Source organism: Dyadobacter sp. CY343 (assembly GCF_021390335.1).
GTDB lineage: Bacteria > Bacteroidota > Bacteroidia > Cytophagales > Spirosomataceae > Dyadobacter.
The window spans coordinates 318,941-332,399 of record NZ_JAJUXK010000001.1 but is presented as its reverse complement, the minus strand read 5'-3'; the positions used below and the strand labels follow the sequence as shown (position 1 = coordinate 332,399).

Below are 13,459 nucleotides of genomic sequence, written 5' to 3'. Positions count from 1 at the left end.
ACATTGCAAAATACTGCACCAATATTCTACTTTTGTTGCAATAAAACGCAAATTAAAGATGACTAGAAAATCAATAGCGGTGGATATGGACAATGTCATTGTGGACATTGAAGTCAATTGGATCAATGCTTATGAAAAAGCATTCGGAGTAAAAGTAGCGCGCGAGGCAATGCTAGGAATACCTGAGGATCAGGCATTTCCGGATCCTGATGCAGCCAGAAGCCTTTTATATAAACCCGGCTTTTTTCGTGACGCACCGGTGATAGCCGGCGCACAGGAGGCGATCCTGAAGTTGCAGGAGCATTTTGATATTTTCATCGTTTCTGCCGCAATGGAATTTCCCAATTCGCTTCTGGAAAAACACGATTGGCTAAACGAACATTTCCCCTCGATCCACTGGAAAAACATCGTTTTCTGCGGAGATAAACGCGTGATCAACACTGACTACCTGATCGACGACCACCTGAAAAACCTTGATTACTGCCAGGGAATACCGATTCTGTTCTCCGCCGGACATAATGCAGGGATTGAGAAATATCGGAGGGTTAATAATTGGGAAGAGGTGCTGGAATTGTTTGAACAGACAACCAGAGTTTAAGCATTTAAAACGTCCACTATCTTTCGGACAACCTCATTCGCTATTCCTGATTTTAATATCCCTGCACTCCTGATTATGATTGTTTTGTCGGCTGTGAAGATTCGTAGCGGTCTGACAAAACTATCGACTGGCAAAGAGCCAACCGCAAAGTCTCTGGTAGTTAGCGCTACCGAAGGCTGGCCTTTTACAGCTTTTGAAGTAATCTGGCATAGCAAGATATCGTCTCCTGTGAGATCTGCCAGTACAAGTGCAGGTCTTCTTTTACTTCCGGACAGATCTGAAAAAGGAAACGGGATAACAACGACTTCACCTTTTACAAATTTTCCCATATTTTGTCTTCTTCATCGCTGAGCCAATCTTTGCTTAAAGATTTTAGACTCGCATAGTGTGTTTGTGTTTTATCCTGCGTCGCACTTTTCACTGTTTTATCAGGAACAGTAAATGCGATCACCTCAACCTGCTTACCAATAAAGGAATCGGGCAGCTGAATGGAAATATTTCTTTTCTCGGGGACTATCAAGGTCCTAATCATTTGTAGTGTGGTTAAAATGTGTCCTAATATAGAAAAGATATTCGTGTTTTGAATACATACTTCCTACGCCTCCTGCTTCGCCCGATCCTTCAATTGCAGCAGCTCGTCGCGTAGTCTCGCGGCTTCGAGGAAGTCCATATCTTTCGCGGCGGATTCCATTTTTCTCTGCGTTTCGGCGATGAGTTTTTGCAGGTCGTTTTTACCCATATACTGCACGACAGGATCGGCAGCGATTCGGATTTCGCTTGGCTCCACATAAACTTTACGCACTTTCGAGTCGGCGACGGAAGTTTGTTCCATGATCGCTTCTTTCGATTTCAGGATCGTTCTCGGCACAATACCGTTTTCAATATTATACTCCATTTGAATGCTGCGGCGGCGATTGGTCTCGTCTATTGCGAGCTGCATGGAGCCCGTCATGACATCAGCATACATAATTACTTTTCCGCGGTCATTCCGCGCGGCGCGGCCGATTGTCTGGATCATTGAGCGGGTATCTCTTAAAAATCCTTCTTTATCGGCATCCATAATAGCTACGAGCGACACTTCGGGTAAATCGAGCCCCTCGCGCAGCAGGTTCACCCCCACCAGTACATCAAATACACCCAACCGAAGCTCCCGTAATATCTCCACGCGGTCCAAAGCCTTCACTTCCGAGTGAATGTAGCGGCATTTGATTCCGACGCGGTCGAGGTATTTGCTTAGCTCTTCGGCCATTCTTTTGGTCAAAGTGGTGATCAGTACACGGTCGCCCATCGCGATCCTTTTGTTTGTTTCTTCCAGAAGATCGTCAATCTGGTTGAGGCTTGGTCTTACTTCAATTTCTGGATCCAATAGTCCGGTTGGTCGGATAATCTGCTCAACAACAACACCTTCTGATTTTCTCAACTCATATTCAGCAGGCGTCGCACTCACAAAAATCGTTTGCGGCGTCATATCTTCGAATTCCTGGAAAGTAAGCGGCCGGTTGTCCAATGCAGAAGGAAGCCTGAATCCATATTCAACAAGCGACTCTTTTCTCGAACGGTCACCGCCCCACATCGCACGGATCTGCGGCATCGTCACGTGACTTTCATCCACTACCATTAGAAAATCGTCCGGGAAATAATCCAGCAGACAGAAAGGCCGCTGGCCCGGCAGGCGGCGGTCAAAGTAGCGGGAGTAGTTCTCGATTCCTGAGCAATAACCCAGTTCCCGCATCATTTCCATATCAAATTCCGTCCGTTCCTTCACACGCTCGGCCTCGGCCAATCTCCCCTCCGCTGTGAAGTACTTGATCTGCGTCACCAGGTCATCCTGAATCTCTTTTATCGATTGGTTAAGTACATCGCGGCCCGTCACAAAAAGGTTTGCAGGGAAAATGGCAACAGCTTTCTCGGAAGAAATTTTCTTTCCGGATTCCGGCTCTATGCGTTGTATTGCCTCAATTTCATCCCCAAAAAAGATAAACCGGTAAGCGAAATCGGCGTAACCGGGATACACATCTACGGTATCACCTTTCACACGGAATGTTCCGCGGTTAAATTCAAGCTCGGTGCGGCTGTACAGTATTTCCACCAGCCGAAAAAGGAACTGGTTTCGACTTACAATATCGCCTAGCTTGGCGCTGACAATGCTTTTTTTGTATTCGTGCGGGTTTCCTGCGCCATATATACAAGAAACGGAAGCAACCACGATCACGTCCCGCCGCCCGCTCATGAGCGAGGACACGGTATGCAGCCGCAGTTTTTCAATTTCCTGATTGATCATCAGGTCCTTTTCAATATAAGTATTGGTCGTGGAAATGAATGCTTCCGGCTGGTAGTAATCGTAGTAGCTGATGAAATACTCCACCGCATTACTTGGAAAAAACTGCTTGAATTCGCCGTAAAGCTGTGCAGCGAGGGTTTTGTTGTGGCTTAATACCAGAGTAGGTTTGTGAACGCGGTTGACCACGTTGGCAATGGTAAAGGTTTTACCCGAGCCTGTCACACCGAGCAGTGTCTGGGCAGGTTCGCCCGCTTCTATTCCCTGAACAAGTTGATCGATTGCAACGGGCTGATCGCCCGTAGGTTGGTATTCGGAAGTGAGTTCGAAATTCATAACAACAAATAAGGCCGTACCGGAAATAACGCATTTCAAAGATAGATTAGTTTCCTTGAAATGCGTCCGGGACTGCCTTATGCCTGTTGTCTCAGCACACTTTGCGCATTTTCAACTGCTTTTTTCTCTTTCCAATGCTGCCAGTCGAGACCGAGCAACTTGGTCATGCTTCTGTCTACAAAGGTGTGGCGAACCAGGTTCATTCCACCTCTCACTGCTGTGAAAATCGAATTGTTAGCTCTCAATGCAAGGCTAAAACCGCCGTCGACATAGCGGATATGGTGCCACCACAGAGAAGGAATAAAGATCGTCTCGCCGTGAAGCAACGTAGTTTCATGTCCTGTTGCGCCTTTCAATGCAGGGAAACGTTCGTAATCTGGGTTCAAAGGATCCACTTTGCTCATCACTGTAAACGGGTGATGGTATAACCTGCGGCTTTCTTCGGGAGAAAACAGGATCACCTGCTTGCGCGTCTGAAACTGCGTCAGGAACACATTGGAGCAATCCATATCGTAGTGCAGGCTGGTAATCGAATCCTGACCTCCGAAGAATACAAACTTGTAAGATTTCAAAAATCCATCCATAATCGTCGGAAAACGGATGTCGTTTGCAAGCTCGGGGATCTTCTTAAAAATATCAAAAAGAAAGATACGCAGGTCGGTAGGGCCTTTCTCGATCAGCGAAAGATACTCGCCGAACTTCATGGTTTTCGCTATCTGAAAATATTTATCGGCATCGTGCAGGTGTTTGTCAACCAGGGGTACATCCAGATCGCCGTGATTTTCCCTCAACCACTCAAATGTCCATTTCTGAACCGCAGGCCAATCTTTCGCCAGATCGGTAAAAACGACCGGCCGGCTTGGTTTCAGATAATTTTCAATAAACTCTTCACGGGTCAAACCGCTACGCTTTTCTATTGGCACTAATTTCATACAGAAACTGAGTATATAGGTAATCAATTAGACTATAATACTGATAAACTCAACGTTTTCAGTGGCATTGCCGAACATTTTCAAGTGGCAAATTACTGATCAAATGTATTAAAGAGATTTCAAAAATATAAATTTCAAATCATTTAATAATGATATTCTCTTAAATATATAGGAATAGTAGATTAACACAAAATTGCAGCAGCTCCCATGCAATACTACACCATTTTGCCCCCGCCAGACCTAGCTCCGTTCGTGAAGTGTTTCTGGGTGCTGGAACATGAAGTATCCGCAGAAAAACCCTATTTCCATAAAACACTGGCTGACGGATTTCCCGAGCTCGTATTCCATTACAAAGGCAGGTTCGACGAAATTGACCGGGCCGGGAATGCAGAATTATCTTTCATTGCCGGCTTGACTGGTCCAAGCTCGCTTTACCGGCGGTTTCGTATCAGCGAGGATTTTGGCATTTTTGGTGTGTACCTCTACCCTTTTGCAGTGCCGGCGTTATTTGGAATGCCAACAATTGAAACCGTCAATGAAATGCCTGACCTGCATAGTATGCTGGGAAAGAAGGGCTTAGAGCTGGAAGAAAAAATAATGCTGGCGGAAAATAATCAGGTCAGGATTACGATAATGTGCCAGTTTATGCGAGGGTGCCTGACCAGAAACGCGCAGCCGGAGCCCGCCGCATTTGCTATGATCAGCCAGATTATCCAAAGTAACGGACTGACCAGTGTTACCGAACTTGCGCAGCGGAATGCATTGTCTACGAGGCAGTTTGAAAGGAAATTCAAGGCTTTTTCAGGATTCAGCCCCAAGCTTTTTTCACGCATTATCAGGTTTCACGCCGCTATGAATGCGTATGGAGATAAAGAAAAGTCGCTGACCGAGATTGCCTACGAAGCTGGTTATTATGATCAATCGCATTTTATCCACGACTTCAAAACCTTCTCCGGCGAGCACCCGGGACGGTATTTTTCAGGCAATTCGGAGGCGACTGAATATCGTGATGTATGATGTCGTGTTTTTCCAATTTCAGCTTTAACAGCCACTTTACATTTGTCTCAAACAAACAATAGAAATAGCATGAGCACGATCAAAATTCCAAATGGCCACCAGACCGTAATGCCTTATTTAATGCTGGAAAATGCATCCAGGTTCAAGGATTTCACCGAAACTGTATTTGCCGCGACGGTTTCTTCAGTCCATTTCCAGGACGACGATCCGAGCCTGATCAAGCATTCCGAGGTCTCAATCGGCGAGAGTACGATTATGTTTTGTGACAGCCGCGCTGAGTGGGCTCCTAAACCTGCGCATATGTTTGTATACGTTGAAAATGCGGACGATATCTACAATAAAGCACTCGAATCGGGCGGCGAAAGTGTAATGGAACCGGCTGACCAGGATTATGGCCGGAGCTGCGGCGTAGCTGATCCTTGCGGAAATGTGTGGTGGATTACTGCGGTTATATGATCTGAAAATGGTCTTTATCGCTACATTAGGGATGATAAAGACCATTTTTTGAAATATGATCAATTACGACAACAAGGTTTTCTTCCCGTTATCTAATTCTGAAAATGGGGAAGTGGATCTGGAAATGCATTTCATTTATAAGCAAACCGGAAATATTGTGACGTCAACCTATTCGGGCGGGCGGATCAAAAGCGGGCATTTGATTGCAATTGTGGATGAACAGGGAAAGCTGGATATGCGCTATCACCAGGTGAACGACAAAGGCGAAATCACGACGGGCATCTGTAAATCTACTCCCGAGCAACTTCCGAATGGAAAATTACGTATGCATGAAAAATGGCAATGGACTTCGGGAGACCAGTCTTTTGGAGAATCTTTGCTGGAAGAAAAATAGTCGGACAACATCAACAACACTTGCATGCGCTCGCTCAAAAACGGACTTTTCTTACTTGCATTCTTTCTTGTTTCCAGTCTTGTGTCGGCACAGACTTCCAAAATCATTTCCGGCTCTACGAAATTCAGTGTGAAGTTTATCATGGGAACCTGTAACGGTACTTTCGCCGCGCCGACGGGGACTGCCGTTTTTAATGAAAAGAACCCCGAGAATGCTTCATTCGATATTAAAATTGCGGCTAATACCTTCGATACCAAGAGCAACACCCGCGACAAGGACATGAAAAGCGACAAGTATTTTTATGTCGAAAAGCATCCGAATATCCATTTCAAATCTTCCAAAGTCGAGAAGCGCGGAGCGAAATACCAGGCTACCGGCACACTTTCCATCCGCGACGTTTCCAAGACCGTTACCCTGCCTTTTGAAGCAAAAAAGAATGCAGATGGCAGCTACCTGCTCACCAGTACTTTCGAGGTCAACCGGCTTGATTACAAGATCGGTGAGAAGGACTGGAAACTGAAAGATATCGTGACCGTGAATCTCGAAGCTACCATTAAATAGCCTTCTACCCGATTTCCTAATCACTACCCGTCATTTTGGACCTTATTACAGGTCCGAATTTATTTCTTGTACGTTAATTTGTATTTAGTCTAAATAATACATTTACTTTGTATTCATAATTAGTCTAAATAATCCTTCAATGAGATCAATCTTTACCCTGGTATGTCTGGTGATCTGTACAGCAAGCGTTTGGGCGCAAACAGAAGAAGGTGTCATTGAAGAGAAAACAGCCGAGAACCCTATTCAGCTAATGGAAATGGTGGTTACCGGACAATTTGAACCGCAATCACTTAGAAACTCCGTTTACCAGGTTCGCACGATCGACAGCGAACGGATCCGGATGCGGGGCGCGACTAATCTGCAAACGGTTTTAAACACCGAATTGGGTATCCGCTTTTCCAATGACCTCACATTAGGCACCAGCGATATTCAGTTAATGGGCATGTCGGGGCAAAATGTCAAGATCCTTCTGGACGGAATTCCGATGGTGGATCGCGGCAGTACGCGGGAGAGTTTGGGGCAGATTGATATCAATAGCATTGAACGTATAGAGATCGTCGAAGGGCCCATGTCGGTGATGTACGGTACTGACGCGCTGGCCGGAGTGATCAATATTATTACTAAAAAAGGGCATTCCGGATCCAATCTGATCCTGAGTGCGCGGTTGCAGGAAGAAACTGCGGGAAAAGAATACAATGCATTTGACAAAAAAGGTACTCATAATCAGAGTCTCGGCTTAACCTGGCAGAATCAGCGTCTGCAATTTTCAGGAAATGTTTCCAGAAATAATTTTGGCGGCTGGCAGGGGAAATCCGTCGGGCGCGAAAAGGACTGGATGCCCAAAGAACAAATGCTTTATACCGCCGGCGCGCGCTACCAGGGCAGCAAATGGAATATCTGGTACCGTTTCAATGGAGCCGACGAAACGATCCGGTACTTCGGAAAAAGGAATATTTATACACAGATCGCAGGCGATAAGGATTACACTTCCAAGCGATGGTTTCACCAGGTACAGTCTGAGTTGAAGATAAATGAAAAACTGAACCTGAATGGCGTACTTTCCTACACAGACTACTCGCGAAGAACACTCAGCACGAACGTTGATGCAAACGACCGCCGCACTTTGTCGCTCGAACCGGGCTCGCAGGATAAGTCTATTTTCACGACCACATTTTTCAGGGGAACTGCTTTTTATAAAGTGTCGAATGCGTTTTCCATTATGTCCGGGATCGATTTTTCGGATAATGGAAGCTCTGGCGCAAGGATTTCAGGCTCTCCGAGTATTGCGGAATATGCTGTGTTTATAGCTCCCGAAATCAAAGTGGGCGAAGTGTTGCGACTTACTCCGGGACTACGTTTTCTCAAAAATTCAGTTTACGACGCGCCACCGGTAGTTCCTTCCTTGAATGGAAAACTGACGCTGTCAAAAACCCTGGACTTCCGCTTCGGCTATGCCCGTGGTTTCCGCTCACCTGCACTGCGTGAATTGTATTTTGATTTTGTAGACGCGTCGCATTCGATTCACGGAAATACGAACCTCAAAGCAGAAAATTCAAATAGCTTCAATTCGTTTCTGGCGTGGCAGGCAGCTACGCGGCCGCATTTCCGCCTTACTTCTACGCTCGGCGGTTTTTACAACATTTTCAATGACCTGATCGACCTGGCGCTGGACCCGCAAAATGCCAGCAGGACAACTTACCTCAATGTGCATTTATTCAAAACCACAGGTTTCACGATTGATAATAAGCTGTTTATCAAACATATTCAGGCAAGTATAGGGGGAAGTTATATTGGAAGATACAATCAGTTTTCGGCCGATCCTGAGCTTTATGGCGAGCTGCCGCAATTTCAATGGTCTCCGGAAATCAATGCAAACTTGCTTTATACTTTCACCAGGATCCGTGCAGGGGTTAACCTTTTTTATAAATACTCCGGCAAGCGGCCTAACTACGAATCTGCGGACCTGATCAACGTAAACCTGGCTGAGACACAGGGCTTTCACACCGCCGATCTGACGGTTAATAAGTCTTTCGGTAAATACGTGAACCTGCTCGCCGGCGCGCGGAATCTCTTCAATGTTACTACCCTCAATAATACCTCAACCGATACCGGCGGGGCGCACAGTACCGGCGGCGCAGTACCGATGTCCTACGGCCGGTCTTGGTTTCTCGGGTTGAATATCCAGTGGTCAAAAAATTAACAAATACCCTTTTTACATAAATCAAATCAAGATGAAGAAAATAGCCAAATCGCTGTTGCTGATTGCATTTCTAGGAAGTTTTAATGCGTGTACCGATGAAGAACCACCGCTTCCTGACAACGTAGCCGGGTTTGAAAGTGCCGAAAAAGGTTTTGAAGGGGAAGAAACGGAAGTGAAAATTATCCTTTCTCGGGCCGTGGACGTGGTTACTCCTATTACCGTTTCGGTGACGCCTACGCAACTGACTTACAATACCGAATTTACCACCACACCGGCTGTGGCCAACAATGCGATTGCATTATCAGTACCGGCGGGCCAGTCTTCTGTATCTTTTAAAGTGGCCAAGAAAGCGGGTGTATTGCTTGATGGTGACGAAAGCATTGCCTTTAAAGTTATCTCAGTTGGTGCACCTGCATTGGTAGGTACTGCGACAGATCTGAAACTGAGCTTTAAGGCGATCATTTCCGAAGGTACCAGTATTCAATTGAATGGGATCGCGGGCGCAGAGCCCGGCAGCAGTGCAGCCAATTCAGTTTTTCTTGATCTGAGTTCCAATGTACAAACCGCCGTTCTCCGCGACAGCTGGGACCTCGGATTTTACAGCGGCGCCGATTTCCGTGTGACTATCAACGGAACAAATGGCGCTTCTGCATTGATGATCAACAAAACGGATATTAATACAGTTACCGACAAAGATCTGGTTGCCGACTCACTTGCAGTGGGCCAGGGAATGGGGAAGCTGGCATTGGTTGACGATGCAAAAGGGGATTTAACCAAAACGGTAATCAAAGAAATTTCCGCAACTGACGCGGACAATAAAGTATACGTATTAAACCGCAAAGGAGGTTCAGCTACGGTTTTGCCGGCTGATCAGCTTTACAAAATCCGCATTTTACGTAAAGGAACAGGGTACTCGGTCCAATATGCGAAGTTGAATGAAACCACATTCAAAACGCTTGATGTGGCGAAAGACGCAACTTTGAATTTTGAATATGTATCGCTTGAAAAAGGCGCTACCGTGGATGTGGAGCCTGCCAAAGATCGCTGGGATCTGCAATGGGGATATAGTATGTATTACACCAATTTCGGCACCGGCCTGATTCCTTACGGATTTTCGGACCTGGTTTTTACCAACAAACAGGCTAATGTAGAATCTGCGGAAGTTTTGACTACTACTGCTACTTATGATGCATTCGCAGAAACTAATCTGACCGGCATCACTTTCTCAAAAGATGCGGATGCGATCGGTTCGAAATGGCGGGTAACTTCGGGTGGAACTGTGGGTGTGAAAACGGATCGTTTTTACCTGATCAAAGATCCTGCGGGCAACATTTACAAGCTGCGTTTTGTAAGCTTCCATCCAAGCGACAGCGGCGAGCGCGGCAAGCCGAAACTGGAATACAAGCTGGTTAAAAAAGGCGTTTAAAACATTCAATAGGGGCGTTACTTTGCGTGCGCCCCTGTTTTTTTATAAATTCAAAAATTGTTTTCTATGAAGATTCTGATATTGTCCATTTCACTTCTCACTTCTACCTTGTATATGCCCGACTCAAACCTGCATGCTCCTGATCATAATGCTGCTGCGGAAATTATAGTAGTAAAAGATCTCAATGCAAATGCGACGCCTTACAGCTATTTCAGTTTTGCTACCGGAAAAGAGGTACCGGCGAGTGAGGCTAAATCGACAAAATGGGATATTGCATTCAGCAAAACGACTATTGCGATAAATAGCGGCACCAGCGGCCCGGGCCAGGCTGGCGCAATCGTTGTTGAAAAACCTTTCGCATCGGTTACAGAAGCACCCAAAGATGGTTATAAATCTGACAGCGACGCAGGATTTGCTATTCCGGGCGGAAGCGGAAATTCGTGGTACAAATACGATATGAGCGTGCATGCAATTCTGCCGATTCTGGGAAGAACTATTCTGTTGAAGATCGCGGAAGGGAAATTTGTCAAGGTTGAAATTATCAGCTACTACAAAGGAGCGCCGGAAGATGTTCCGACAGAAGAATCCAGCTACTACACTTTTAGGTATTCCATGGCAGACGCGGAAGGGAAGTATTGATAGCAGAACTACTTATTTTTCTAATTAAACCACTTGAAAAAGCTGTGAAACGCTTTTCCAATCGCAGATTCTGGTTGGGTTGAATGAATGAACTTGTATTTGACCTCATCAATATCTTCAATGGTCTGCACATTTTTCATTCCCGCCTTTTCAAGCACGCGGATAGAAGGCGCATTATCAACATTCACAAAAGCGATCACTGTTTTTGCATTCAAAGTTCCCCTCGAAAACCTGATCAATCCTTCTGCAATCTCCGTTGCGATCCCTTTGTGCCAATGCGCTTTTTGTATCCGGTACCCGATCTCAATTTCCGAACCGACCTGGTCGAGTTTCGCGGCTCCGATCAGTTCGCCGGTTTCCGATTCTTCAATAAAGTACCTGCCCAAATAAGTATCGTCACCGTGCTCTGCCAGCATTACGCTCAGCATTTTGTCCGACTCCTGGCGGTTGAGTGCGTAGCCGGTTACGTACTTCATCACTTCCTCATCATCGCTTAGCTGATGGTACTTTTCCCCGTCGGAGGCTGTCATTTTAGTTAGTAAAAACCGCCCGATGCGGATCGGCTTTATTTTCATGGCACGACCTTTGTACTTTATTACGTTTTTCTCCCACCCATAACTTCTATGGTGAAATCATTAAAAGTTGATGATTTTTTTGGAGAAAACCAGTTTGGCATTCATTTTCTTTTAAATCTGAATTTGTTAACAATCGTTAACAGAACTTTAAATTTGGATTCTACATTTGAATTGTTACATTTGGACTATCAGGTAATGATATTAACATTCCGCATTAATAGTTCCAATCATTCTTGAATTCATTATAAAAGTATGAATTTTTTAATGTACTGATCTCAATCAGCATCATGATAAAAAGAACTTTTGTATTGTTTTTCTGCCTTGTGCACGTTCTCGTTTCTCCCGTTTTTGCGGAACGAACGGTATCGTCGTGCAAATTGGAAGCGGGTGCCGGAACCTTCTCAATACACGAGAATCAGGATACCCGGGAGAAGGATATCGTGCTTGAAGACGATACGATCCGGAAGAACTTAACGATCGTTCGCGCCGATGAATTTGAGTGGCAGGAAAGTCTGAACGACCTGCTTCGTCACCGGCATTCAAGTTTCCGGTTTCTCACAATCGTAGATCAGGCTTCTCCTGAATACAACATTACCATATTCCCGAAAATCATCCGGGAATCGGTTACTCTGCCTATTATTTCAAGAAGTACTTTCGTGCTTCCCGGCTATTACAGCTTCTTGCACCGTCTGTGCCCATTCTAACAGCATCGCTGTTTTCCTTCATTCATTTTATTTAACTGATTGACCACCAGGATCGGTGTGCGTTTACAACTGCACATTGCGCCCAGGATATTCATTTATACTGTGCCCTAACCGGCCGCAGGACTATTCCTTTTTACCCCGAAGCTCCATAATCATCCATTCAACTACTCATTATGAAAAATTTCAAATGGTCTCTCCTTTTGCTGGTAAGCGTTTTTGCTTACGGGTGCGCTTCCAGGAGTGAAACCACTTCCGGAGCTGCCGACAGCATCCGTACTATACCTGTTACCGAACTGAAACCTCAGAATACCAAACTCCACCGCGAATATGTGGGAGATATACATGCCGTCAGAAACGTAGAAATATACGCCCGGGTGAAAGGCTACCTGGAAGAAGTATATGTGGACGAGGGTAAAGAAGTGCGTAAAGGACAAACACTTTTCAGGATCAATAACGAAGAATATGAGGCGCAGCTGGCCAAAGCGAAGGCTAACCTTCAAAGTGCAATAGCAGAAGCGAAAGGCGCTGAACTTGAACTGAAAAGGGTCAAAATGCTCGTCGATAAGAATGTCATCTCCAAAACTGAGATCGATGTAGCCGACGCCAAGCTTGCAGCAGCGAATGCAAAAATTGAAGAAGCCAGGTCAGAAAAATCCAATGCAGCAATTCAACTCGCACGGACAGAGATCAAAGCGCCTTTCGACGGGGTTATCGACCGTATTCCGCATAAAATGGGAAGTCTGATCGACGAAGGAACCCTGCTCACGACGCTTTCCGACACCAAAAATGTATTCGCATATTTCAATGTATCTGAGAATGAATACCTGGAATATATCCGGGCAAGAGGCAAAGCTTCGAACAAGGAAGCGATCGTAGAACTGGAACTTGCCGACGGTTCTTTCTTCAAACACAAGGGAACTATTGAAACCATGGAAGGCGCATTCGACGAAGGTACCGGCTCGATCGCATTCCGTGCGCGCTTTTCAAACCCCGAAAAGTTGCTGAAACACGGTTCGACAGGTACGATCCGGTTGACGAATACAGTTGAGAATGCGATCCTTATTCCGCAAAAAGCGGCTTTTGAAATTCAGGATAAAAACTTTGTGTACGTGCTGGGGAAAGATAATAAGATCAAAACGCGCAGTTTTGTGCCAAGATCAAGATTATCAGGTTATTATGTAATAAAATCAGGATTAGAATCAGGGGAAACGATTGTCTGTGAGGGATTGCAGGGTTTGAAAGATGGCGCGACCATTAACCCGAAAGCAGTTTCACAAGACAGTCTGAATGTGCCGGGAAGCAAAATCGAGCTGACCGCGCGATAAGACCTTTTTTTCTCACCT

General features: G+C 45.5%; 15 protein-coding genes. 10 read left to right on the top strand and 5 right to left on the bottom strand.

Going from position 1 to position 13,459, the window contains the following annotated elements:
• The first annotated feature begins 58 nt into the window (after positions 1-58).
• Entirely contained in the window at positions 59-598 is a 540-nt protein-coding gene (locus tag LZG94_RS01285; protein ID WP_233790117.1) for a 5' nucleotidase, NT5C type, read from the top strand.
• Here LZG94_RS01285 and LZG94_RS01280 read toward each other — a convergent pair.
• The 4 genes from LZG94_RS01280 to LZG94_RS01265 form a co-directional block, all read right to left on the bottom strand.
• Complete coding sequence (locus tag LZG94_RS01280; protein WP_233790116.1) at positions 595-927, bottom strand: type II toxin-antitoxin system PemK/MazF family toxin; 333 nt, start codon at positions 925-927, stop codon at positions 595-597. The genes LZG94_RS01285 and LZG94_RS01280 overlap by 4 nt on opposite strands.
• On the bottom strand, positions 912-1,130 hold the full coding sequence (locus tag LZG94_RS01275) for a hypothetical protein (RefSeq protein ID WP_233790115.1): 219 nt from the start codon (positions 1,128-1,130) through the stop codon (positions 912-914). Before LZG94_RS01275 ends, LZG94_RS01280 begins: the two co-directional genes overlap by 16 nt.
• A 63-nt stretch (positions 1,131-1,193) precedes the next feature.
• On the bottom strand, positions 1,194-3,212 hold the full coding sequence (gene uvrB, locus LZG94_RS01270; RefSeq protein WP_233790114.1) for an excinuclease ABC subunit UvrB: 2,019 nt from the start codon (positions 3,210-3,212) through the stop codon (positions 1,194-1,196).
• 77 nt (positions 3,213-3,289) lie between these two features.
• A complete protein-coding gene (locus LZG94_RS01265; protein WP_233790112.1) occupies positions 3,290-4,144 on the bottom strand; it encodes a cupin-like domain-containing protein in 855 nt (284 codons plus the stop codon).
• A gap of 207 nt (positions 4,145-4,351) precedes the next feature.
• Here LZG94_RS01265 and LZG94_RS01260 point away from each other — a divergent pair, with 207 nt between their 5' ends.
• From LZG94_RS01260 to LZG94_RS01230, 7 genes are all read left to right on the top strand, one after another.
• Entirely contained in the window at positions 4,352-5,161 is an 810-nt protein-coding gene (locus LZG94_RS01260; RefSeq protein WP_233790110.1) for a helix-turn-helix domain-containing protein, read from the top strand.
• Between the two features lie 69 nt (positions 5,162-5,230).
• Positions 5,231-5,617 (top strand): glyoxalase/bleomycin resistance/extradiol dioxygenase family protein, encoded by a 387-nt coding sequence (locus tag LZG94_RS01255; RefSeq protein ID WP_233790108.1) that lies wholly within the window; start codon positions 5,231-5,233, stop codon positions 5,615-5,617.
• A gap of 55 nt (positions 5,618-5,672) precedes the next feature.
• The gene (locus LZG94_RS01250) at positions 5,673-6,011 is read left to right on the top strand and encodes a n-acetylglutamate synthase (RefSeq protein WP_215233925.1); all 339 of its coding nucleotides are present in this window, start codon (positions 5,673-5,675) and stop codon (positions 6,009-6,011) included.
• A gap of 24 nt (positions 6,012-6,035) precedes the next feature.
• Positions 6,036-6,572: a YceI family protein gene (locus LZG94_RS01245; RefSeq protein WP_233790106.1), complete on the top strand. Its 537-nt coding sequence runs from the start codon at positions 6,036-6,038 to the stop codon at positions 6,570-6,572.
• Between the two features lie 139 nt (positions 6,573-6,711).
• Positions 6,712-8,772, top strand: coding sequence for a TonB-dependent siderophore receptor (locus tag LZG94_RS01240; RefSeq protein ID WP_233790104.1), 2,061 nt, complete (start codon positions 6,712-6,714; stop codon positions 8,770-8,772).
• Positions 8,773-8,803: 31 nt separating this feature from the next.
• Positions 8,804-10,198, top strand: a complete 1,395-nt coding sequence (locus LZG94_RS01235) for an HmuY family protein (protein ID WP_233790102.1) — start codon at positions 8,804-8,806, stop codon at positions 10,196-10,198.
• Between the two features lie 66 nt (positions 10,199-10,264).
• Positions 10,265-10,837 carry an HmuY family protein gene (locus LZG94_RS01230; protein ID WP_233790100.1) on the top strand — a complete coding sequence of 191 codons (573 nt, stop codon included), beginning with the start codon at positions 10,265-10,267 and terminating at the stop codon, positions 10,835-10,837.
• Positions 10,838-10,857: 20 nt separating this feature from the next.
• Here LZG94_RS01230 and LZG94_RS01225 read toward each other — a convergent pair whose 3' ends face one another.
• A complete protein-coding gene (locus LZG94_RS01225) occupies positions 10,858-11,412 on the bottom strand; it encodes a GNAT family N-acetyltransferase (RefSeq protein WP_233790099.1) in 555 nt (184 codons plus the stop codon).
• A 287-nt stretch (positions 11,413-11,699) separates the two neighbouring features.
• Between LZG94_RS01225 and LZG94_RS01220 the strand changes: the two genes are divergently transcribed.
• Both LZG94_RS01220 and LZG94_RS01215 read left to right on the top strand, forming a co-directional pair.
• Positions 11,700-12,116, top strand: a complete 417-nt coding sequence (locus LZG94_RS01220) for a hypothetical protein (RefSeq protein WP_233790097.1) — start codon at positions 11,700-11,702, stop codon at positions 12,114-12,116.
• A gap of 173 nt (positions 12,117-12,289) precedes the next feature.
• Positions 12,290-13,441, top strand: coding sequence for an efflux RND transporter periplasmic adaptor subunit (locus LZG94_RS01215; protein ID WP_233790096.1), 1,152 nt, complete (start codon positions 12,290-12,292; stop codon positions 13,439-13,441).
• Positions 13,442-13,459 lie beyond the last annotated feature (18 nt).